The sequence below is a fragment of the Flavobacterium sp. T12S277 genome (assembly GCF_048514875.1).
Lineage (GTDB): Bacteria > Bacteroidota > Bacteroidia > Flavobacteriales > Flavobacteriaceae > Flavobacterium.
The window spans coordinates 275918-298901 of the sequence record NZ_JBLYEG010000006.1 but is presented as its reverse complement, the minus strand read 5'-3'; the positions used below and the strand labels follow the sequence as shown (position 1 = coordinate 298901).

Here is a 22984-nt window from a genome sequence, read left to right as displayed (position 1 = left end):
GTTTTAACATCTCTGTTAAAACGGCTGTCAATTCAATATGTCTACGAACGTGTCTTCTTGTGTTTGGCTTGTATTTCAAAGCGGGTGCAAAAGTAGAAAACTTATTTCTAAATGGCAAGAGTTTTTTGAAGTTTTTTTTTAGAAAATTTACTTTCCTTTTTTCTTCTTTCTCCTTCCAATCTTTCAATGAGCTTCCCGTGTTTTGCGGGGTGCAAATGTAATATCCGTTTTCCATTCTCGCAAGCTTTTTTGAATTTTTATTTGAAAATTTCTTTTCGTTTTAATTCTCTTTCTTGCCAGTATTTCGGTGAACGTCTGTCGCTGTTGCGGGTGCAAAAGTAGACACTTTATTCGCTTTCACAAGCTTTTTAGTGAAGTATTTTTGATGTTTTTTTCAAGTAACTGATATAAGCACTTTTAGAGTGGAAAGTTTTTTAGTTCTGTTGAAGTTTTAAGTGGCATATACAACAAACCCGACAGGTTTTGGAAACCTGTCGGGTTTAAAAGGGTGCTGTGTTTTGTTTTTGGAGTTATTTTCTTTTGAAAACCTACCCCCTAGCCCCGATAGAAGTGGAAATCCTTTTGCTTTTTCCTTTAAAAAGCAAAAGATTGAAACGCATAGCGGGACGAAGCTTCTAAAAAACTTCAAATTCCAAATTCCAAATCTCAAATTTCAAATTTCAAATTCCAAACTTGATGGCTTCGACTTCGCTCAGCCGGACAAAACAGCTCTTATTATGTTTTCGTCCGGCCGGACAAAAAGTACTCCTATATATAAGGCAGCAAAAAAATAAACCCGACAGGTTTTGAAAACCTGTCGGGTTGGTACTATATATAAGGTAGGTGTTTAATTTAAACTATCGATAACTTCTTTTGTAATATGGATACTTTTCAGTTTGGCCTGATGATCGAATATTGGACTGGTCACCATCAACTCATCGATTTGAGCATAATTGATAAACTTTTTAAGATCTGTTGCCAGCTGTTCCTTATCTCCGGTAAAAGTACAGGCGGTCATCTGGTTGACATGAAAGCGCTCTTCTTCGCTCATGATAGCATCGAGAGAATCTACAGGAGGCTGCAAACCTTTACGATCGTTTCGAATTAAATTTAAAAACATCTGATACAAACTCGTAGATAACCTTTCGGCTTCTTCGTTTGTATCTGCCGCAACAATATTGACACACGCCATGGTTCTTGGCTTATCTAAAGTAGCTGACGGCTGAAAATTTTCGCGATAAAACTCAAATGCCTGTATCATTTGTCGCGGAGCAAAATGTCCGGCGAATGCATAGGGCAATCCATAGGCCGCAGCAAGAGCAGCACTGTCCATACTTGAACCTAAAATCCAGATAGGAACATTTGTTCCTTCGGCCGGAAATGCTCTTACTTTTGCTGTTGCATTTTCGGTCGAGAAGTAATCCTGAAGCTTTGTTACATTTTGCGGAAACCGCTGCGCCTGTTCAAAAAAGTCCTTTCGAATGGCTTCGGCTGTTGGCTGATCTGTTCCGGGGGCTCTTCCTAAACCTAAATCAATTCTACCCGGATAGAGTGTTTCTAAAGTTCCGAATTGCTCTGCTACTATTAAAGGAGAATGATTGGGCAACATGATTCCGCCGGAACCTACCCGAATGTTTTGAGTCTGACTCGCAATATAACCAATCAAGACAACTGTAGCAGAACTGGCAACATGCGCCATATTGTGGTGTTCTGCAAGCCAAAATCGCTTGTATCCTAAATTATCTGCTAATTGCGCTATGTCTTTTGTTTTTTGAAATGTTTCTTTGGCATTGCTATCCTGAGTGATGATAGCGAGCTCTAATAATGAGACTGAAATTGGGTTTTTCATATAAAAAAATGCTAGGATACAAAATTAACTCATTTATACAGATGCCTTTTGTTTTCTAATGTTAATAGATTTATAATATTTCTTTCGTAAAAACCGAACACTAGTGAATACTATTTTCAGTAATCTGTTAGAACATTCGCTCCTCTGGAGCTTTTTGATACCTGAAAATTACATTTACCAGAAACATTTTACTCCGCTGGAGCAATTTCAGAAAAAACAGGAAGCTTTACTTTTTAAACCTGAATTCATCCCTCCTTTTTTTCTTCAAATTTATCCCGCAATCCGTGAGTCAAAAGATTTAAAGACTAAATTTGTATTTCGAAATTAACTCCCCGCTTTAACTATATCCCCAAATGACACATAAAATTTTAATTATAGACGACGAAGAAAAACTAAGAAGTTTGTTGGCACGCATTATTAAATCGGAAGGATTTGAAGTGATTGAAGCCAAAGATTTAAAATCCGGTTTTAAGAAGCTCGAACAAACCGATATTGACGTCGTTTTATGTGATGTAAAATTACCCGACGGAAATGGTGTTGACTTTCTGCAGCATATAAAAGCAAGTTTCCCTTTGATTGAAGTCATTTTACTAACGGCTTTCGGAAATATTCCGGACGGTGTTCAGGCCATGAAAAATGGTGCTTTCGATTATATTGTAAAAGGCGACGACAATGATAAAATCATTCCGCTGCTCTACAAAGCTGTCGAGAAAGTACATTTGCAAAAAAAGGTAAAACAACTCGAAAAACGCATTGGCGACAAATATTCTTTTAATACAATTATTGGAAAATCGAAAGGCATCGAGCAGGTTGTTGATTTAGCTAAAAAAGTAGCCAAAACCGATTCGACTGTTTTACTGACAGGCGAAACCGGGACCGGAAAAGAGGTTTTTGCACAAGCCATTCACGAAAACAGTAACCGTGTCGGTAAATCTTTTGTAGCCTTAAACTGCAGTACGTTCAGCAAAGAAATCCTCGAAAGTGAACTCTTCGGACATAAACAAGGTGCTTTTACCGGAGCTTTAAAAGATAAAAAAGGTTTTATCGAAGAAGCCAATGGCGGTACTTTATTTCTGGATGAGATTGGAGAAATGCCCATTGAACTACAGGCTAAATTGTTGCGCGTTTTAGAAACCAGCGAATACATTCCGCTTGGTGATACTACTCCAAAAAAATCAAATTTCAGGTTGATTGCCGCAACAAACCGAGATTTAAAAATAGAAAGTGAAGAACACCGTTTTCGTTCTGATTTGTATTTCCGACTCAATATTTTTGAGATTACACTGCCGCCATTACGCGAAAGAGTAAAAGACATTGCACTTTTGACACACTCTTTTGTCAAGCAGTTTTCTGAGAAAACCAATAAAAAAACATTGCACGTAGCCGATGATTTCATTCAAAAATTAGAACATTATTCGTGGCCGGGAAATATCCGTGAGCTTAAAAACATTATCGAAAGATCGGTTATTTTAAGTAGTAACGATACGCTGACTTCAGATGTTTTACCGTACGAAATGCAACATGAAAAAGAAAAAAACACCAAGCAGATGTCGGCTTTTTCCATGCAGAGTGTTGAAAAACTGCACATACAGAAGGTTTTAAATTATTCAAAAGGCAATAAGGCCGAAACGGCACGCTTACTCGAAATCGGGATTGCAACTCTGTATAGAAAATTAGACGAGTATGGGATTCAGTAGTAATGTGAGATGTTAATTGCGAATACAATTTCATTTCACACTACATTTTACAAATACCAAATCACCACCTTATCATTTCAATAAAAGCTTATCATTATGATAGGCTTTTTTTATGCCTGATTTTTGGCACAAAAGCATAATTCATTTACCAGCAGCACCTTAGCTGTTATTTCATAATTTAGGTCTAACTTTTGGCATAAGTGGGGAGAACACAAAAATTCATTCTCATGAAAAATCAAGTCACTTCAATCTACAAACAAGCTGATCGCTTTGCTGAGATAACTAAAAAATCAATAATATCCGGCAATATTGTTCGCGCAAAAAAATGCCTGGCACTTGCTGAGCGCCTATTCATCAACGGAAGTATCGAAACTAAAAACGCCATTTCGAATGTGTATGTTTTTTCGGTTTCTTCTTTTATGGAAATACGTCACTGTAATATCTCACATCTTTTTCCACAAACGCTTAAAGCAGAATATATCCGACAAGTTAATACCTCAGGCGTATAAAGTGCCTGATCGATTGACTGTCTCCAATATAATAATCCAACAATCTAATAATCTATAATCTATGTTAATCACATTTCTTTTACTCGCATTGGGCGCCCTACTCTTTGCAATCTGTTTTAAATCAGTTGAATTTTTTGAAAAAATATAAATCATGACTGCACTATTTATTGTTTCGATTGCCGTTTTCGGCTATTTGGTTTATGTATTAATTAAACCCGAAAAATTTTAATGATGTTACAAGTTATAAGTGAGATGTTGGATGTTATGCATCGATCTCCTTTTACAAATCACATCTGACATTTCACTAAAATTAAAAAAAATTATGAATACAGAATTATTAGGCGTCATTGGTATTTTTATCCTCACGATAGTTTTAGCCATTCCCTTAGGAAAATATGTTGCTAAAGTTTATTTAGGTGATAAAACACTTTTTGACCCGATTTTCAATCCAATTGAAAAACTTATCTTTAAAATCAGCGGTATCAATTCCACTGAAGAAATGAACTGGAAGCAACACTTAAAAGCACTTTTAGGTATTAATATGATTTGGTTCTTTCTTTGCTTTTTCATTTTATTGTTCCAGGGATCGCTGTTTTTAAATCCCGATAACAACCCGTCAATGAGTCCGGATCTGGCTTTTAATACTGCCATTTCATTTGTTGTGAATTGTAATTTACAGCATTATTCGGGCGAAAGCGGTGTTTCTTATCTGTCACAAATGTTCCTGATGTTCCTTCAATTTGTTTCTGCCGGTGTAGGACTGGCCGCAGCTGCGATGGTTTTCACTGCAATGAAGGAAAGAACAACCGAAAAACTGGGTAACTTTTACAATTATTTTATCAAAAGTTGTACGCGTATTTTATTGCCACTTTCGGCTATTGTAGCAGTTGCTCTATTGTTTAGCGGAACTCCTATGACGTTTGAAGGAAAAGACGCGATTACAACTTTACAAGGTGATCACGTAGAAGTTTCCCGCGGACCTGCCGCAGCTTTTATTGCCATTAAACATATCGGTACCAACGGTGGTGGTTTTTTTGGAGCCAATTCAGCGCATCCGTTGGAAAATCCAACCTATTTTAGTAATGCGGTGGAGTTATGGGCACAATTAATTGTTCCGTTTGCCATGATTTTTGCTTTAGGTTTTTATTTGAAAAAAAGAAAATTATCTTATGTCATTTTTGGTGTTATGACGGTTGGATTCCTGTTACTGGTTATCCCAACAGTAATGAGTGAAATCAACGGAAATCCTGCTATCGAAAAAATGGGAATCGCTCAGACAACCGGAGCAATGGAAGGAAAAGAGGTTCGTTTAGGGCCAGCTATTTCAGGTTTCTGGAGTATTGCCACGACCGTAATCTCTACAGGTTCTGTAAACAGTATGCACGACAGTTCGATGCCGGTATCAGGAGCAATGGAGTTACTTGCCATGATGGTGAATGCCTTTTATGGCGGTTGCGGTGTTGGTATTCTGAACTTTTATGTCTTCATTATTCTGGCGGTATTTATTTCCGGATTAATGGTAGGACGGACTCCTGAATTTTTAGGAAAGAAAATTGAAGCCCGGGAAGTTAAGATTGCTGCTTTCATCGCCATTCTTCACCCTTTATTAATATTATCAGGAACAGCTTTAGCCTCTTATTTTGCAGCAAATGATACTGCAATGGGATGGTGGTTTAGCGGAAACGCAACAGGCTGGCTCAACAATCCGGGACATCACGGATTCTCAGAAATGTTATACGAATATACTTCAAGTGCTGCCAACAATGGTTCAGGTTTTGAAGGTTTGGGAGATAACAATCCGTTCTGGAATATCACTACAGGAATTGTTTTATTGTTAAGCCGTTTTATTCCAATCGTTGGACCATTGGCTATCGCAGGTTTACTGGCAGGTAAAAAATACATCCCGGAAAGTGCAGGAACTTTAAAAACGGATACTACAATCTTTGGAATAATGGTTTTTGCCGTAATCGCAATTATCGCTGCTTTATCATTCTTCCCGGCGTTGGCACTTGGACCTTTAGCGGAATATTTCACACTAAAATAATTCGTTTCTCAATGCTAAACGATGTTTTTTAAACACATAGAAACATAGATAAAATGAATTCAAAAGAAAATTAAAGAAAACTCATTTTTTCACATAGCTATGTGAATGTATGAAAGTAAAACGTCCTTAATCTCAAAAGAAAGAATCTATGTTTCTATGTGTTAAAAGAAACAGTCAACTAATAAATAATATAAAGAAAAATGACTCATAATAAATCCACATCATTGTTTGAAAGTAAGCAGGTAAAAGAAGCTTTAGTGCAATCTTTTGTAAAGCTTAATCCAAAAATGATGATCAAAAATCCGGTAATGTTTACCGTAGAAATAGGAACTGCCATTATGTTTGCTGTTTGTGTTTCCATCTTAATGGGAGCTCAGGATCAGGGTAGTTTTATTTACAACCTAATTGTATTTTTAATCTTACTGGCCACACTTTTGTTTGCCAATTTTGCCGAAGCCATTGCCGAAGCCAGAGGAAAAGCACAGGCCGACAGTTTAAGAAAAACAAGGGAAGAAACTCCGGCCAGACAGATTTTATCTAACGGAGAAATCAAAAACATCAGCTCTTCTGAATTGAAAAAAGGAGACATCTTCATTTGCGAAGCAGGTGATTTAATTGCTACTGATGGTGAAATTATCGAAGGATTGGCTACTATAGACGAAAGTGCCATTACAGGAGAAAGTGCTCCTGTAATTCGGGAAGCCGGTGGTGATAAATCATCTGTAACCGGTGGTACAAAAGTATTGTCAGACAAAATAAAAGTAATTGTAACGTCGGAACCAGGCGAAAGCTTTTTGGACAAAATGATTGCTTTGGTAGAAGGTGCAAGCCGTCAGAAAACACCAAACGAAATTGCATTAACCATTTTATTAGCCGCATTTACTTTAATCTTCGTGATTGTGTGCGTTACGCTAAAACCGTTTGCCGACTATGCAAATGCACCCATCACGATTGCGGCTTTCATCGCTTTGTTTGTTTGTTTAATTCCAACTACCATTGGAGGTTTACTTTCTGCAATTGGAATCGCGGGAATGGACAGAGCTTTACGTGCCAATGTTATTACAAAATCTGGAAAAGCAGTTGAAACTGCCGGAGATATTGACGTTTTACTTTTGGATAAAACCGGAACCATCACAATTGGAAACAGAAAAGCAACGAATTTTTATCCTGCTAAAGGTGTTTCAGAAGAAGATTTTATAAAATCTGCCGTGCTAAGTTCATTGGCAGATGACACTCCGGAAGGAAAAAGTATCGTGGAATTGGCTGGAGCCGAACTTGCCGATAAATTATCTATTGAAGGTGCTACTTTAATTAAGTTTACCGCAGAAACCAGGACTTCCGGAGTTGTTTTAAAAGACGGTACCAATATTAGAAAAGGAGCTCAGGATGCCGCAAAAAACATTGCACTTCAAGCCGGAAACTCTTTCCCTGAAGATATTGCTCAAAAGGTAATTGATATTTCGTCTAAAGGTGGAACACCGCTGGTGGTTATTAAAGACAATCAGGTTCAGGGGGTTATCGAATTACAGGATATTATTAAAACGGGAATGAAAGAACGTTTTGACCGTTTGAGAAAAATGGGAGTTAAAACGGTAATGGTGACCGGAGACAATCCGCTTACGGCGAAGTTTATCGCTGAAGCTGCCGGTGTGGATGATTTTATTGCCGAAGCGAAGCCTGAGGATAAAATGAACTACATTAAAAACGAGCAAAATCTGGGTAAACTAGTTGCGATGATGGGTGACGGAACCAATGACGCTCCTGCCCTTGCGCAAGCCAACGTGGGTGTTGCCATGAACAGCGGAACGCAGGCAGCCAAAGAAGCCGGAAACATGGTTGACCTTGACAATGATCCAACGAAGTTAATTGAGATCATCGAAATTGGAAAACAGTTATTAATGACTCGTGGTACGCTGACTACTTTCTCCATTGCCAATGACGTAGCGAAGTATTTTGCGATCGTTCCTGCCCTTTTCATCACAGCAATTCCAGCTTTGGAAGGTTTAAACATCATGCGTCTGCACAGCCCGGAAAGCGCCATTTTATCGGCCGTAATTTTTAATGCGGTAATTATTCCGATACTAATTCCTCTGGCGTTAAGAGGTGTCGATTACAAACCAATCGGAGCAAGTGCGATCTTAAAAAGAAACCTGTTGATTTATGGTTTAGGCGGATTGCTTGTGCCTTTTGTCGGGATTAAGTTAATTGATTTAGTTGTTGCTCTCTTCATGTAAATAAAAGTTACTAAGAAACTAAGTTGCTAAGGTTCTAAGTTTTTTCCTTAGCACCTTAGAAACTTAGCAGCTCAGAACCTCAAAAATAAAAATAAAATGAAAAATATATTTTCACTATTCAAGCTTACGCTGCTAACCGTAATTCTGTTTGCAGTTATTTATCCTCTTGCAATCTATGGAATTGCACAATTTGCTCCTAATCAAGGAAAAGGAGAAACGATTTCGGTTAACGGAAAAGTAGTAGGATACCAAAAAATTGGTCAGAAATTCGATAAGTCCAATTACTTCTGGGGACGACCTTCGGCTGTAGATTATAATGCTGCCGGAAGTGCCGGAAGCAACAAAGGACCAAGTAATGCCGAATACCTGGCTTTGGTTCAAAAAAGAGTTGATACGTTTTTAATCGTTCATCCGTATTTGAAAAAAGCAGAGATTCCCGCAGATATGGTTACAGCTTCAGGAAGCGGTTTAGATCCGAATATTTCACCACAAGGTGCTTTGATTCAAGTGAAACGAATTGCCAAAGAAAGAAAATTAGACGAGGCTAAAGTAAAAACTTTGGTAGAATCTAAAATCAACACTGCTGTTGTAGGTCCGGAAACAGTTAATGTACTGGAACTGAATATTGCCCTTGATCAATTGAAATAGAGGCTCTGAGGTACTGAGATGCTAAGGCACTAAGTTTTTTTTCTTCTAACAGGTTTTGGAAACCTGTTAAGCTATAGAGCCAATTATAATACAAACCCCCTTTTTGCCCAAATAATCTAGCCCCGATAGTAGTGGAAATCCTTTTGTGTCCGCCGCGGCGGACACAAAAGATTGAAACGGATAGCGGGATTAGCTCTTAAAAAATCTACTAAATAAATAATTGAATACCACAAAATGAAAAAAATTATACTTACCGCTTTAATCGCTTTTGGTTATAGCAACTTACATGCTCAGGAAGAATCAAAAAGTCCGTTTACATTTTCAGGATACGTAGACGTTTATTACAGCTATGATTTCGGAAAACCGGACAATCATACCCGCCCGGGATTTATTTACAACTACAATAAAAGTAATGAAATGAATATCAATTTAGGATTGGCAAAAGTGAACTACAGCAAAGGCAATGTTCGCGGAAATTTTGCGCTGATGGCCGGAACTTACGCCGAGTACAACTTGGCTGCCGAGCAGGGTTTATTAAAAAATGTATATGAAGCAAATGTGGGAGTGAAGATTTCTTCTTCTCATAATTTATGGGTTGATGCGGGAATTATGCCATCGCATCTTGGTTTTGAAAGCGCGATTGGAAAAGATTGTCAAAATCTGACCCGAAGTATTCTGGCTGAAAATTCTCCTTATTACGAAACGGGAGTTAAAATTGGTTATACTTCTGAATCCGGAGCATGGTATGTAGCCGCAATGTATTTGAATGGCTGGCAACGTATCCAAAAAGTAGAAGGCAACCAAACTCCTGCTTTTGGAACTCAGGTTACTTACAAACCATCAGACAAAGTGGTACTGAACTGGAGCACTTATGTTGGAAACGAGCAACCGGATATTGACAAAAAATGGCGCTATTTTAATAATTTTTACGGACAATTTAAAGTAACCGATAAAACAAACATTACTGCTGGTTTTGATGTTGGAACACAACAATCGGCTAAAAACAGTACTAAATATGATGCCTGGTTTTCTCCGATTTTGATTTTGCAATACAAACCAACTGATAAAATTCAGCTTACAGCCCGCGGCGAATATTATAGTGATGAAAAAGGAGTAATTATAGCAACCCAAACTCCAAATGGTTTTAAAACTTACGGATTTTCAGCTAACTTTGATTACTTAGTCACGGATAATGTAATGTTTAGATTAGAAGCAAGAAATCTTTCCAGTAAAGATGAAATATTTACAAAAAACAATCTTCCAACGAGTACAAATACATTTGTAACGACTTCGCTGGCGATTTCTTTTTAGCCTTAGGCTATAAGCTTTAAGCAGTAGGCTTTTGTCTTACTGCTTAAAGCCTAAAGCTTATCGCTTAAAGCAAAAAATATGGAAAAAGAAAATAATGCACAGCACTTTCTCGATTTAATTCAGAAATCACGAAAGGGAAAGTTTAAAATCTACATTGGGATGAGTGCCGGTGTGGGTAAAACCTACCGGATGCTGCAGGAAGCACATTCGTTATTAAAAAACGGAATTGATGTAAAAATTGGTTACATCGAAACGCACATGCGAAAAGAAACGCATGAGCTTTTATCTGGTTTGCCTGTGATTCCACGGCGAACCATTTTCTATAAAGGGAAAGAGCTCGAAGAACTCGACGTACAGGCGATAATCAACCTTAGACCCGAAGTTGTCATTGTTGATGAACTCGCGCACACCAACGTTGAAGGAAGCAAAAACGAAAAACGCTGGCAGGATGTTCTGGAAATTCTGGAAGCCGGAATCAATGTGATATCGGCAGTGAATATTCAGCATATTGAAAGTTTAAATGAAGACGTTAAACGCATCACAAGTATTGATATTCAGGAACGTATTCCTGATAATGTTTTGCGACTGGCCGATGAAGTTGTAAATATCGATTTGACCTCTGAAGATTTGATTGCACGTTTAAAAGAAGGAAAAATTTATACGGCAGATAAGATTCAGACCGCTTTGTCTAATTTTTTCAAATCGGAACAAATTTTACAATTGCGTGAATTGGCTTTGAAAGAAGTAGCCAGTCAGGTAGTTCGAAAAGTAGAAAACGAAGTACCCCAGTTGCATGCTTTAAGACACGAAAAATTACTGGCCTGTATTAGCAGCAACGACAAAACAGCAAAAATTGTAATCAGAAAAGCGGCACGTTTGGCAAGTTATTATAATGGATCCTGGTATGTTTTGTATGTAGAAACTCCCAAAGAAAGCAGTACCAAAATTGCATTGGACAAACAACGGCATTTGATTAATAATTTTAAACTGGCTGTTCAACTGGGTGCCGAAGTGATTAAAACAGAGAACAAAAATATTGCCGACGCCATTTTAATGACGGTCGAAGAAAAGCACATTACAACTGTATGTATTGGGAAACCGCATTTAAATTTATTTAAAGTAATTTTGTCTACAACAATTTTCAGACGTCTATTGAATAGTCTGTCTTTATCAAATGTTGATCTTGTTATATTATCGTAAAATGTGAAATGTTTTATGTAAAATGTGAGATGTTTTTGCGAAATACATTTTACATTTCACAACTAACTTTTTTACTAGAAAAAGCAAAAAATGAGAATTAAAACCAAATTGAATCTGGGAGTCGGGTTGTTATTTTTAATGATTATTATACTCTCGTTAGTGAGCGGATATGCTGTTTTTTTAATCAAAGCAGATACCGAGAATATTCTGAAAGCGAATTACAATACGCTGGAATATTCCAGAAATATGATTTTATCTCTGGACGAAATCAAAGTGAATACTGATAGTACGATTCATACTTTTAAGGAATATCTTGAAAAACAAACCCGAAACGTTACAGAACCCGGAGAGAAAGAAGCCACTGCCAAACTAGAAAATGACTTTGCGCTTTTAGAAAAAAATGGTTCTAATGAAACCGTGAAAGCACAAATCAGGCAGGATATTTTTTCGATTATGAAACTCAATCTGGATGCCATCAAGCAAAAAAGTGATATTGCCAGACATACCGCCGAAAATGCCAATTTATGGATTGCCATTGTGGGAACGCTCTGCTTTTTAATCGCCTTTAACCTACTCGTTAATTTACCCAATAATATTGCCAATCCAATTAAGGAATTAACGCAGAGTATTAAGGAAATTGCCAATAAAAATTATTCTGAACGGGTACATTTTACCAATCACAACGAATACGGTGATCTGGCAAAATCCTTTAATACCATGGCGCAAAAACTACAGGAATACAACAATAGTAATTTGTACAAATTATTCTTCGAGAAAAAACGACTGGAAACCCTGATTAATAACATGCACGATCCTATTATTGGATTAGACCAGGAAGGCGTGATTTTGTTTGTGAATGATGAAGCCCTCAAAATCATCGGAATGAAACTCGAAGATGTTATTGGTCAATCGGCTTCAGCTTTGGCTGTCTCCAATGATTTAATTCGCTCTTTGATTCTCAAAGAACCGGCTGCCGATTCTCAGAAGAAACACCCAATGAAAATTTTTGCTCACGGGAAAGAAAGTTATTTTGATAAAGAAACCATCAACATCACCATAACTCCAACGGGCGAAGAAAAGGAAATTAATATTGGTGACGTAATCATCCTGCGAAATATTACCTTGTTTAAAGAACTCGATTTTGCAAAGACTAATTTTATCGCAACCGTTTCGCACGAATTAAAAACACCCATTGCTTCTATAAAACTAAGCCTTCAATTGCTTCAAAACAATAAAACAGGCGAAATGAACGACGATCAGAAACAACTTGTCGAAAGCATTAAAGAAGACAGTCAGCGCTTATTGAAGATTACAGGCGAATTGCTTAATTTATCACAATTAGAAACCGGAAATATTCAGTTAAACATTGAGAAAAGCAATCCTTATTCGATTGTAAATTATGCCACCGAAGCCGTAAAAATTCAGGCCGAACAAAAACAAATCAAACTCATTGTTGAAGCCAATGAACACCTGCAAGATGTAAAAGCCGACAGTGAAAAAACAGGATGGGTTTTGATTAATTATTTGTCGAATGCGATTACCTATTCGTCTGAAAAAAGTACAATTACCATCCGGTTAAAAGAAGAAAACGATCAAATTACATTTGAGGTTATCGATACCGGAAAAGGAATTGATGCCCGCTATAAAGACAAAGTCTTCGATAAATATTTTCAAATTCCGGGAAGCCAGAAATCAGGAACCGGATTGGGGCTCGCCATCAGCAAAGAATTTATCGAAGCTCAAAACGGAACTATTGGTGTTGAGAGTAATTTGGGATTAGGAAGTACGTTTTGGTTTTCGTTGAAGGTTTAGATATTTTATTTTTCGAAGAAAAAGAGCAATCGGATCAAAAAATTTCCAATACAAAAGAACCATAGGTTCGTACATATTTATAGGACCGGATTTTAATCCGGTCAATCAAGTAAACCCGCGAATCAAAGAGCCATAGGCTCGACCTATTTTGTCGGCCGGATTTTAATCCGATCCCGTTATAATAAAAATTAAAACATGAATCGTTCCGATGGAACTCTTTAAATACACATCAATTTTCGACGGATTAAAATCCGTCGCTACAATTATAAACCATTCCTACGGAATTATATAATATTTAGCCAATCTTAACTCAATTCTCTATTTTAAAGCCGGATTTTAATCCGATTGGTAAGAAATCCCACAATACAAAAGAACCATAGGTTCGTACATATTTATAGGGCCGGATTTCAATCCGGTCAATCAAGGAAACCCGCAAATCAAAGAGCCATAGGCTCGACCTGTTTTGTCGGCCAGATTTCAATCCGGTCCCGTTATCATAAAAATTAAAATATGAATCGTTCCGATGGAACTCTTTAAAATGCACACCAATTTTCGACGGATTAAAAATCCGTCGCTACAATTATAAACCATTCCTACGGAATTATATAATATTTAGCCAATCTTAATTCAATTCTCTATTTTAAAGCCACCGGGTTAATATTCGCTTAAGGTTCAATTAAACCAAAAATACTTAGGTCAGACATACGTTATTATTGCAACTTTTAACAATAACGAAGATGTTTTACAAAGCGATTTCTCTGGTATTTTTATTTGGTTTTTTGGGTGCCAATGCACAGCAAAATGATTCTATTACAAAAATTGACAGTACTTCACGACAATTAAAATTCAACTACAAACAACTAATCATTCCGGGGGTATTAATTGGCTACGGAGTAATTGGACTTGAAAGTGATCAGTTACTGAGTTTCAATTCGCAAATTAAGAAAGAAGTTACCGAAGACATTGACAACAAAATCACTATTGATGATTTCTCTCAATATGCGCCGGCTGCTTCGGTTTATGCGCTGAATGCTTTTGGTGTGAAAGGAAAGAATACTATACGGGATCGGTCTGTCATTTTTGTAACTTCATACGTTATTATGGCTTCAACTGTTTTGGGTTTAAAATCGATTTCACATGTAGAAAGACCTGATGGAAGTTCGAACAACTCTTTTCCTTCAGGGCATACCGCGACTGCTTTTGCCGGAGCGGAGTTTTTATGGCAGGAATACAAAGACAAATCAATTTGGTACGGAATTGCCGGTTATGCCGTAGCAACCGGAACCGGACTTTTCAGAATTTACAACAACCGTCATTGGTTAACGGATGTTGCTGCCGGAGCCGGAATCGGGATTTTGAGTACTAAAATTGCCTACTGGATCAATCCCTATATTACCAAAAAACTATTTAAATCATCTTCCGAAAACAAATCAACTTCTATGGTAATGCCTTTTTATAATGGCAAACAATACGGATTGGGGTTTGTGAAGGTTTTTTAGTTTTTTTATCACAGATTAAAGGGATTGTCTTTTGCCACAAATTCACGAATTCTAATTTAAAATAATTCGTGAATTACTTCGTCCGTTCGCTATCGCTCGGGTTGTGGCGGAAAAAAAATAACCTGTGCCATCTGTGGCAAAAAAACTTTTACGTATTCGAAGTATTATTCTTTATCTCCATTACCTCTCTTTTTACCTCCAGAAGTAAGTCTTTCATACTTTGAGATTCTGTCTGTTCATGGCGTTTATCACTTCTTCCAATATTACATTCGTATTCCCAGATTTCTAAGATATCAGAGGCTTTCACTTCATAATTTGGATAAAAACGATTATCAGATTCTAAAACCAAAGTGTTCTTTTTGTTTTTGTTCAGACGTTTGTAAACCATTCCTTCATTTTTGGTAATCAGGATATACGTCTTACCGTCCATCACCTCTCCCAGCCTTTCTACATAACGGCCAATAATAATAGATCCGTCTTCATGTGGCGGCATCGAATCGCCTTCAACAGGAAATCCGCGATGTTTACCCGGTCCCAAAAACGGAAGCGAAACTTGCTGTAAACTTTCGATATATTCCGGATCGGCATATCCGTTTAGATAACCTGCTTTTGCTCTTTGGGATACAATTTCGATATAATTCTCCCCAAAACGGTCTACCTGTATGGGCAGAATGAGTCGGTTGCCTTCCAGTTTTATCAAATTTTCGATATCAATCTTTCGTATATCGACAGACAATAGTAAATCAATACTAGTATGAAAATATAAGGCAATTTGTTTCAAGATATCGTACGGCGCCTCAGAGGTTCCGTCCTCGTATTTAACATATCTTCCTCGGGTAATCTTTAGGTTCTCAGCTAATTTCTCCTGCGATATTTTATGCTTAACCCTCAATGCTCTGATGTTATCTGAAAATAGGGACATAATTAATTTGTTATAATTTGGAACAACAAATATACAAAAAAATGTTATCATCTGTACTAATTTTGTTTACTACAAAAACAAGAAAATGGCAAGGGCAATTGTACATATGGATCTGGATACCTTTTTTGTATCCTGTGAAAGACGCACCAACTCTGAACTCAACGGAATCCCGCTTATTATAGGCGGCGGAGACCGTGGTGTTGTGGCCTCTTGTTCGTATGAAGCCCGTAAATTTGGTGTCCGTTCTGCTATGCCGATCCGTATGGCATTAAAACTTTGTCCGGACGCAAAAGTCATGAAAGGCGATATGGAATTGTATTCGCAATTATCGCATGATGTTACACAAATTCTTCAGGATAAAGCGCCTGTTTTAGAAAAAGCCAGTATCGATGAGTTTTATCTCGACATTACCGGAATGGATAAATTTCACGGAAGTTATAAATGGACCAACGAACTGGCACAATCTGTAATTAAAGAAACCGGATTACCCATTAGTTTTTCATTGTCTATTAATAAAACCGTTTCTAAAATAGCCACCGGAGAAGGCAAACCAGTAGGAAATCTTGAAATTCCGGAACAAGGGGTACAGGACTTTTTAAATCCTTTATCCATTCAGAAAATTCCAATGGTTGGGGCGGTTACTTTTCAGCTTTTGTCCAGAATTGGCATTCGTAAAATTCAAACACTAGCCGAAATGCCTGCCGAAGTTTTACAACAGATGATTGGTAAAAATGGTCTCGAGCTCTGGAAAAAAGCCCACGGAATTGACCACACTCCCGTAGAACCTTACACGGAAAGAAAATCAATATCTACCGAAACTACTTTTTCTCAGGATACAATCGACATTGCAAAACTGAGAAGAATACTTTTAGGAATGGTCGAAAAACTGGCTTTCCAGCTTCGGGCTGAACAATGGCTCACCTCAACGGTTACGGTTAAAATACGCTACGCCAATTTTGATACCGAAACCAAACAATCTAAAATTGCCTATACCTCAGCAGACCACATTCTGACCAAAAATGTGACAGAACTCTTTGAAAAAGTTTACCAGCGCCGAATGCGACTTCGCCTGATTGGCATTCGCTTTAGCGGACTCGTACGCGGAACTTATCAAATTGATCTTTTTGAAGACACCCAGGAAATGTTATCGCTCTACGCCGCTATGGACAAAATGAAAAGCCGTTATGGTTTTGATGCCGTAATGCGTTGTGCAGGAGCTCATTTTAAACCCAATACTAAGGACGAAATTTTAAAACGTATCAAATAAATCATGTATCTCAACTGCCATTCCTTCCACTCGCTTCGCTACGGCACAATTCCGCTTAAGGATTTGGTCGGGCATGCCGCTTCTTGTGGTGTAAAAGCTATGGCACTTACAGATATTAATACGATAACCGGAATTTATGATTTTATAAAAGCCTGTCAGCAAAAAGAAATTAAACCTTTAGTTGGGATAGAATTTCGATACCATCATCAATTCCGATATATTGGTTTGGCTCAAAATACGGAAGGTTTAGGCGAAATGAACCGCTTCTTAACCGATCACAATTTCAGCGGAGCACCTTTGCCTTTGATTGCACCCGAATTCAAATCGGTCTTTGTGATTTATACGCTGGAAAATGCTCCGGTAACCCTTCGCGAAAATGAATTTATCGGGATTCGAACAGATGAAGTTTCTAAACTTTTTACGGCTGAATTTAAAAGCCGAATTGCTAAAATGGTCATTCTTCAACCGATAACTTTTACAAACAAAAGAGAGTTTAACCTACATAAAATTCTGCGGGCGATTGATACCAATACTCTTTTATCGAAGTTAACGGAATCTGATTATTGCAAAAATTCTGAAACAATACAGCCTTTAGAAGCGCTGTTGCCTTACTATGAGAATTATCCTGAAATTATAGCCAACACTCAGCAAATAATCGATTCCTGTAATTTTGAATATGATTTTGGAGTTCCAAAAAACAAAAAATTCTACACCAAAAGCCGCCAGGAAGATTTAGAAAAACTGACCGATTTGGCTTGGGAAGGATTCAAAAACCGTTATGAAGACGAAAATCTGGAAGCCAAAAAACGTGTCGAAAAAGAGCTGAAAGTTATTGATGAATTAGAATTCAGCGGTTATTTTCTTATCACCTGGGATATTGTACAATACAGCAACAGTCAAGGTTTTATGCATATTGGCCGGGGCAGTGGTGCCAACAGTATTATTGCCTATTGTCTCGGAATTACAGACATCTGCCCTATCGAACTGGATTTATACTTTGAACGTTTTTTAAACCTCAACCGCAAAACGCCTCCCGATTTTGATATTGACTGGAGCTGGAAAGAACGCAACATCATTTTAGAATATATCTTCGATAAATACGGTCGTGATCGTGTCGCTTTCTGTGGCACCAATGTCGAATTCAAATACCGGTCGATTTTTAGAGAAGTTGGAAAAGTATTTGGTCTTCCGAAAGAAGAACTCGATATGCTGGCCAAAAATCCAATGGCGTTGCACGAAACCAATTCGATTGTAAAATTGGTACAGCAATATGGCATGATGCTCGAAAAATACCCCAATCACCGCAGTATGCATGCCTGTGGTATTCTGATTTCTGAAGAACCTATTACGAATTATACTCCCTTGGAAATGCCTCCAAAAGGCTTTCCTATCGTGCTTTTTGACATGCACATTGCCGAAGAGATTGGTTTTGAGAAATTCGATATTTTAAGTCAGCGTGGTATTGGACATATTGACGACAGCGTAAAACTGATCGAAAAAAACCGTGGTATAAAAGTGGACATCCGCAATACTTCAATTTCTAAAGACGAAGCTTTATGCAACGTTTATTTGGCTCAGGGTCGCACTATTGGCTGCTTTTATATCGAAAGTCCTGCCATGCGCGGTTTATTACGCCGGTTGAATTGTGACAATTATAAAATTCTGGTAGCGGCTTCCTCTATCATCCGTCCCGGTGTAGCACAATCCGGAATGATGAAAGAGTATATTTTTCGTCATAATAACCCAAATCAGTTTCAATATTTTCATGACGTTTTTAAGGAACAGCTTGGCGAAACTTACGGCATTATGGTCTATCAGGAAGATGTGATCAAAATCGCTCAGCACTATGGCGGTCTTCCCGCTGCTGACGGCGATATTCTGCGTCGTGCCATGTCTGGAAAAGGAAGGTCTCTGGAAGCCTTACAAAAAGTAAAAGATAACTTTTTTGCCTGTTGTGCCCAGAAAGGACATCCCGAAATGCTGAGTCAGGAAATTTACCGTCAGATTGAATCTTTTGCGGGATACTCTTTTTGTAAAGCCCATTCGGCTTCTTATGCCGTAGAAAGTTATCAGAGTTTGTTCCTGAAAGTGTATTATCCTGTAGAGTTTATGACCGCAGTAATCAATAATCAGGGCGGATTTTACAGAACCGAAGTTTATGTGCACGAAGCACGTATGTCAGGTGGCAGCATTCACAACCCGTGTGTGAATAAAAGCGAATATCAGACTACTTTGTATGGCACAGACATTTATCTTGGCTTTATGCATTTGAAGAGCCTTGAATCTAAAACAGCGCATTTAATTGAGTCGGATCGGGAGAAAAACGGTGCTTTTCTTTCTTTAGAGGATTTTATCAACAGAATCCCTATTGGCATTGAAAGCATGAAAATTCTAATTTTTATAGATGCTTTTCGTTTTACCGGAAAAACCAAAAATCAGCTTTTGGTTGTCGCAAGTTTACTTCTTAATAATTTCAAACCCGAAAACAGAAACCTGAGGCTGATGCAGGAACCGGTAAAGGAATACAAGCTTCCTACTCTGGAACGTTCTTTATATGAAGATGCTTTTGATGAAATTGAGCTATTAAGTTTTCCTGTATCCTGCACTGTTTTTGATCTTTTACAAACCAAATACCGCGGCGATATTATGGCCAAAGATTTAGTAAGCCATCATAAAAAACAAGTTCGCATGCTCGCTTATCTCATTTCAAGAAAACAAGTTCCTACCAAAAAAGGAACGATGTATTTTGGCACCTGGATCGATCATGAAGGTACTTATTTTGACACTGCCCATTTTCCGGACAGCCTGACCAACTATCCTTTTCAGGGTGGCGGCTGCTATCTTTTGTTAGGCAATGTCGAAGTCGATTATCATTTTCCAACAATTACCATAACCAAGATGGCCAAAATGCCTTTTATTCCGGATCCGCGTTATATGGATGCTAAAGATCAGTTTAAAACACAACGCCAAATTAAGGAAGATGTTAGTCCAACACATCGGGCCCCTTATCCTCAAGGACATGAGATTAATTTGCCCCGGCACCGAATGAAATTTTAAAACACATAACCAGTTGAGCACAATTTTTTAAACACATAGAAAAACATAGTTTCAAAATAATAACAAAGGCGTTTCACTTGCCGACTATGTCCCTATGTGTTAAAGTTTTAAACATTAAATTAAGTTTGACGTTATATAAATGAGATGAAAAAGCAAGAATATGCCATAGTCGATATTGAAACCACAGGCGGGAATGCCAGTGGCAGCTGCATTACAGAAATTGCCATTGTCATTCACGATGGCGAAAAAGTAACAGACCGCTTTGAAACACTTGTAAACCCACAGAAGGAAATACCACTTGCTATTTTTGCCTTAACGGGAATTAATAACGAAATGGTAGCTAATGCGCCAATCTTCGATGACATTTCAGATAAAGTATTAGAGATGCTTACCGATCGAATCTTTGTGGCTCATAATGTCAATTTTGATTATTCGTTTGTTCGTCATGAACTTGAACAAGCCGGTCTTAAATGGACCGCCAGAAAGTTATGTACCGTTCGCGCAGCCCGAAAAATCAGACCGGGTTTTCCCTCCTATAGTTTAGGAAAGCTTTGCCATTCGCTCGACATCCCTTTAGAAAACCAGCATCGTGCCGGCGGAGATGCAGATGCTACCGCTATATTGTTTTCGCGATTACTCGAATGGGATGAGGAAGGTTATATAGAACAAATGATCAAAAACACGGCACAAGATCAGCGTTTACCTCCTAACCTTCCGCCAGAAGATTTTAATCAATTGCCCGAAAAACCGGGTGTCTATTATTTTTATAATGAGGTAAAAAAAGTAATCTACGTGGGAAAGGCGGTTAATATAAAAAAACGTGTTGCCTCTCATTTTAGCGGTCACAAAATTAATCCGCAAAGACAACATTTCTTACGCAATATTTATTCCATTTCCTATGAAGTTTGTGGCAACGAGTTAATGGCGCTGCTGTTAGAATGCACCGAAATCAAGCATCTTTGGCCAACTTACAACAGGGCTTTAAAACGATTTGAACCAAAATTTGGATTGTACGAATATGAAGCCCGCAACGGATATAAATATCTGGCTATCGGGAAACTCAATAAATTTCAGCAGTGTATTGAGCATTTCAGCAGTTTACACGAAGCAACCAATATGCTGCGGGGTTTAGCAGAACGATTTGAAATTGATTATAGATTTTGCAAATATTCAAAACCTGAAGAAGGAGAATCATTTCAGAATAATGATGTAAAAGACTTGCCGGAGGTTTCCCTTCACAATGAACAAGTCGACAATGCTATTGATTTTTTATTAAGCAACAGACCCACTTTTGCCATTATAGAAAAAGGAAGAACAGCACACGAACGCAGCTGCATCTGGATAGAAAACGGTCATTTTTATGGCATGGGATATATTCCGTTGGATGTTGCGATTACAGATCCTTCAGAAGTAAAAAATTATGCCACGCCTTATAAAAGCAATCAATACATTGTGCAATTGATTTTTGCTTACGCAGAGAAAAATCCCCGAAAAGTTTTTTTCAACAAAAATTTGCTACAATCAAGGATCTAAAACGAACCTAATTTTTAAAATAGAGCTATAACCCTAAAGTATTGACTTATGACACTATTTAGCGATACCGAATTATTTGCCACAGGTTTGGAAGGAAAAAAAATATTTGACCTGCCTGATGCAGAACTTATTTTGATCGATAACTTCTTCAGCAAAGAAGAATCTGATCGTTTTTATGAAAAATTACTTCGTCAAACGAAATGGAGAGAATATGAAATGGAAATGTATGATAAAATTGTTACAGCTCCCCGAATGATTTCCTGGTACGAAGACAAAGATAATGTTGGAGCAGATCAAAATGGTCCTGACTGGACTTATGAATTGTTAAGAATTAGAGGCCGTGTCGAAAGAGAAACCCAACTCGAATTTAATAGTCTGCTGCTTAATTTATATCGAGATGGCAATGATGGTGTTTCCTGGCACAGCGACAAAGAACATAACTCCGGACCAAACCCAATTATCGCTTCGGTCACTTTTGGCGAAACCCGAATGTTCCGATTGCGTCATAAATTCCGAAAAGAGATTCCACAAGTAGAGATTCCGCTGCATCATGGTTCTTTTCTATTAATGTCCGGAACGACCAATAGTTTTTGGCAACATCAGGTTCCCAAAACTGCTCGTGATGTTTTACCCAGGATCAACCTCACCTTTAGGAGAACCAACAGAAAAAGTTGATTTTGTAAAACTTGTCCTGAAATATAATAACTCAAAGGGCGTTATTTCTACTGTAAAATAGTGTAGAAAATTCCTCCTCTAAAAGTTAAAATACTCAGTGTATGAACCTTTTATTAGGCAAACCCTATCTTTTTTACTACTTTTGCAACCTTTTTTTACATATACATTACCACAATGGCTTATTCAAACAATGATTTAATGCGTTTTTTAGATGCGCAAAACAAACTTTATCTTACTGCCCTTTCTGAAATTAAAAAAGGAAAAAAGGAGACACACTGGATGTGGTTCATTTTTCCTCAAATTAAAGGATTGGGTAAGAGCGATACTGCAAATTATTATGCCATTAACGATCTAAAAGAAGCAACCGAGTTTTTAGAACACCCTATTTTAGGAAAACATCTTATCGAAATTTCAGAGCTGTTTTTAACTTTTAAAAGAAAGTCAGCCGATGGAATTTTAGGTGATTTAAACGCGCGTAAATTACGTTCGTCTATGACTCTTTTCTCTTTAGTCGAAAATACAAATCCTGTATTTCAGGAAATCTTAGATGCTTTTTTCTCAGGAGAAACGGATCCTCTTACATTGTCTATTATTAATTCAACTATAGAATCATCTGTTGAAGCTGAAATGGCTTAGTTTGCATAAGCCCGCTTTTTTAGATTATTTACATTTAAGAAACACTACTCCTTTTGCTTTTGCAGATTAGTAGTGTTTTTTTTTAGTCCTC

Annotated in this window: 18 protein-coding genes; 15 read left to right on the top strand and 3 right to left on the bottom strand. The window is 37.7% G+C overall.

What is annotated here, in order from left to right:
- Nucleotides 1-235, bottom strand: a 235-nt coding sequence (locus ACN1CN_RS11775; protein ID WP_419135808.1) for a hypothetical protein, incomplete at its 3' end; no start/stop codon positions are given.
- Nucleotides 236-847: 612 nt separating this feature from the next.
- On the bottom strand, nucleotides 848-1849 hold the full coding sequence (locus ACN1CN_RS11770) for an LLM class flavin-dependent oxidoreductase (protein WP_419135807.1): 1002 nt from the start codon (nucleotides 1847-1849) through the stop codon (nucleotides 848-850).
- Nucleotides 1850-2202: 353 nt separating this feature from the next.
- On the opposite strand from ACN1CN_RS11770, the gene ACN1CN_RS11765 reads away from it, so the two are divergent.
- The 10 genes from ACN1CN_RS11765 to ACN1CN_RS11720 all read left to right on the top strand — a co-directional run bounded on the left by ACN1CN_RS11765 (nucleotide 2203) and on the right by ACN1CN_RS11720 (nucleotide 14803).
- A complete protein-coding gene (locus tag ACN1CN_RS11765) occupies nucleotides 2203-3546 on the top strand; it encodes a sigma-54-dependent transcriptional regulator (protein WP_419135806.1) in 1344 nt (447 codons plus the stop codon).
- A gap of 227 nt (nucleotides 3547-3773) precedes the next feature.
- Complete coding sequence (locus tag ACN1CN_RS11760; protein WP_419135805.1) at nucleotides 3774-4055, top strand: DUF7674 family protein; 282 nt, start codon at nucleotides 3774-3776, stop codon at nucleotides 4053-4055.
- Nucleotides 4056-4206: 151 nt separating this feature from the next.
- Nucleotides 4207-4284, top strand: coding sequence for a K(+)-transporting ATPase subunit F (gene kdpF / locus ACN1CN_RS11755; protein ID WP_073075461.1), 78 nt, complete (start codon nucleotides 4207-4209; stop codon nucleotides 4282-4284).
- Nucleotides 4285-4377: 93 nt separating this feature from the next.
- On the top strand, nucleotides 4378-6099 hold the full coding sequence (gene kdpA / locus ACN1CN_RS11750; protein ID WP_264523040.1) for a potassium-transporting ATPase subunit KdpA: 1722 nt from the start codon (nucleotides 4378-4380) through the stop codon (nucleotides 6097-6099).
- A gap of 200 nt (nucleotides 6100-6299) precedes the next feature.
- Nucleotides 6300-8333, top strand: coding sequence for a potassium-transporting ATPase subunit KdpB (kdpB, locus tag ACN1CN_RS11745; RefSeq protein WP_419135803.1), 2034 nt, complete (start codon nucleotides 6300-6302; stop codon nucleotides 8331-8333).
- 96 nt (nucleotides 8334-8429) lie between these two features.
- Complete coding sequence (locus ACN1CN_RS11740) at nucleotides 8430-8981, top strand: K(+)-transporting ATPase subunit C (protein WP_419135802.1); 552 nt, start codon at nucleotides 8430-8432, stop codon at nucleotides 8979-8981.
- Nucleotides 8982-9215: 234 nt separating this feature from the next.
- Nucleotides 9216-10292 (top strand): porin, encoded by a 1077-nt coding sequence (locus ACN1CN_RS11735; protein WP_419135801.1) that lies wholly within the window; start codon nucleotides 9216-9218, stop codon nucleotides 10290-10292.
- 78 nt (nucleotides 10293-10370) lie between these two features.
- A complete protein-coding gene (locus tag ACN1CN_RS11730; protein ID WP_419135799.1) occupies nucleotides 10371-11492 on the top strand; it encodes a sensor protein KdpD in 1122 nt (373 codons plus the stop codon).
- A 90-nt stretch (nucleotides 11493-11582) separates the two neighbouring features.
- Entirely contained in the window at nucleotides 11583-13304 is a 1722-nt protein-coding gene (locus tag ACN1CN_RS11725; RefSeq protein ID WP_264523035.1) for a cell wall metabolism sensor histidine kinase WalK, read from the top strand.
- A gap of 737 nt (nucleotides 13305-14041) precedes the next feature.
- Nucleotides 14042-14803, top strand: a complete 762-nt coding sequence (locus ACN1CN_RS11720) for a phosphatase PAP2 family protein (RefSeq protein ID WP_419135798.1) — start codon at nucleotides 14042-14044, stop codon at nucleotides 14801-14803.
- A 148-nt stretch (nucleotides 14804-14951) separates the two neighbouring features.
- On the opposite strand, the gene ACN1CN_RS11715 is transcribed toward ACN1CN_RS11720, so the two are convergent.
- Nucleotides 14952-15725, bottom strand: a complete 774-nt coding sequence (locus tag ACN1CN_RS11715) for an XRE family transcriptional regulator (RefSeq protein ID WP_264523033.1) — start codon at nucleotides 15723-15725, stop codon at nucleotides 14952-14954.
- 85 nt (nucleotides 15726-15810) lie between these two features.
- Between ACN1CN_RS11715 and dinB the strand changes: the two genes are divergently transcribed.
- The 5 genes from dinB to ACN1CN_RS11690 all read left to right on the top strand — a co-directional run bounded on the left by dinB (nucleotide 15811) and on the right by ACN1CN_RS11690 (nucleotide 22893).
- A complete protein-coding gene (gene dinB / locus ACN1CN_RS11710) occupies nucleotides 15811-16992 on the top strand; it encodes a DNA polymerase IV (protein ID WP_264523032.1) in 1182 nt (393 codons plus the stop codon).
- Nucleotides 16993-16995: 3 nt separating this feature from the next.
- Nucleotides 16996-20049, top strand: a complete 3054-nt coding sequence (locus tag ACN1CN_RS11705) for a DNA polymerase III subunit alpha (RefSeq protein WP_419135797.1) — start codon at nucleotides 16996-16998, stop codon at nucleotides 20047-20049.
- 144 nt (nucleotides 20050-20193) lie between these two features.
- On the top strand, nucleotides 20194-21582 hold the full coding sequence (locus tag ACN1CN_RS11700) for an exonuclease domain-containing protein (RefSeq protein ID WP_419135796.1): 1389 nt from the start codon (nucleotides 20194-20196) through the stop codon (nucleotides 21580-21582).
- Nucleotides 21583-21630: 48 nt separating this feature from the next.
- Nucleotides 21631-22257 carry an alpha-ketoglutarate-dependent dioxygenase AlkB family protein gene (locus ACN1CN_RS11695; protein ID WP_291285326.1) on the top strand — a complete coding sequence of 209 codons (627 nt, stop codon included), beginning with the start codon at nucleotides 21631-21633 and terminating at the stop codon, nucleotides 22255-22257.
- Nucleotides 22258-22431: 174 nt separating this feature from the next.
- The gene (locus ACN1CN_RS11690; protein WP_291285327.1) at nucleotides 22432-22893 is read left to right on the top strand and encodes a DUF1810 domain-containing protein; all 462 of its coding nucleotides are present in this window, start codon (nucleotides 22432-22434) and stop codon (nucleotides 22891-22893) included.
- The last annotated feature ends 91 nt before the right edge of the window (nucleotides 22894-22984 follow it).